General features: G+C 36.0%; 3 protein-coding genes. All 3 read left to right on the top strand.

The genetic code is table 11. The features are described 5' to 3' along the window. Nucleotides 1-490 (top strand): NUDIX hydrolase (locus BG20_RS04160; protein ID WP_010191287.1); only part of this gene is annotated, 490 nt, incomplete at its 5' end. 36 nt (nt 491-526) lie between these two features. Further along, nucleotides 527-685, top strand: a complete 159-nt coding sequence (locus BG20_RS04155; protein ID WP_010191286.1) for a 50S ribosomal protein L39 — start codon at nt 527-529, stop codon at nt 683-685. Beyond that, nucleotides 686-1,009, top strand: a 324-nt coding sequence (locus BG20_RS04150) for a 50S ribosomal protein L31e (protein WP_010191285.1), incomplete at its 3' end; no start/stop codon positions are given.

Below are 1,009 nucleotides of genomic sequence, written 5' to 3'. Positions count from 1 at the left end.
TAACGGTACAAACAAACTTGCATCAGTACTTGTTGTGATTTATGGCAAGGAACCAATTATTGTAATGACTGAAAAACCAGAAAATTTAAAATTTCATGCAGGTGAGATTTCATTTCCTGGAGGAAAACTTGATCCCGATGACTCGGATCTTTTAGAGACTGCATTACGTGAAACCAGAGAAGAAATAGGTCTGAGGATCTCTAAAAATCAAGTGATAGGACAACTAAAACCTGTCATGACTCTCAACTCGGGTTTTACAATTCTACCTTTTGTTTCTATAGTTGATAATGTAGAATCTCTATCGGCTAACGCTGAGGTAAAAACAATTTTTCATATCCCCCTAGAACCATTTTTGAAAACTATGGCAGATGATAGAAATCCATCTCATAACATAATTCAAGAAATGTACACATTTGAGTTTCAAAACAAAATTGTTTGGGGTGCGTCTGCTAGAATCCTAAAACAAATAGTGACTCGCCTAAATTTCTGAGATTCATTTAAAAAGAGCTCTTCGTGCCTGAAAAACATGGCTGCACGAAAGTCATCCCCAAGAAAAATCCGTCTGTTAAGAAAGACAAGACAGACTTCACCTGTACCAGCTTGGATTATTCTAAGGACAAAAAGAACTGTTAGATCAAATCCAAAGCGTAGAGCTTGGAGATCAACTGATGTGGAGGTAGGATAGTTGTCTCAAGAATTAGAAAGAGTATACACTATCAATTTGGGTAAAGTATTACTTTCAGTAGATACACATCGTGCACCACGAGCTATCAACATGATTAAAGAATTTGCTCGTCATCATATGAAAACAGAAGAAATCAAAATTGAAGAAGATTTGGCTCATATTATTTGGTCAAGAGGAGTTCGTAGTCCTCCACGAAAAATTAGAGTCAGAATGAGTAAAACTGATGAAGGATATGTTCTGGTTTCGCCATATGAGGATGAACCAGAAGTAAAGAAAGATGCTAAAGAAGTTAAGAAAGGAAAAGAAGTAAAGAAAGATGAAGTT

Source organism: Candidatus Nitrosarchaeum limnium BG20 (assembly GCF_000241145.1).
Classification (GTDB): Archaea; Thermoproteota; Nitrososphaeria; order Nitrososphaerales; family Nitrosopumilaceae; genus Nitrosarchaeum; species Nitrosarchaeum limnae.
The sequence above is the reverse complement of the archived record's forward strand: the minus strand, read 5'-3'. Positions and strand labels throughout refer to the sequence as shown.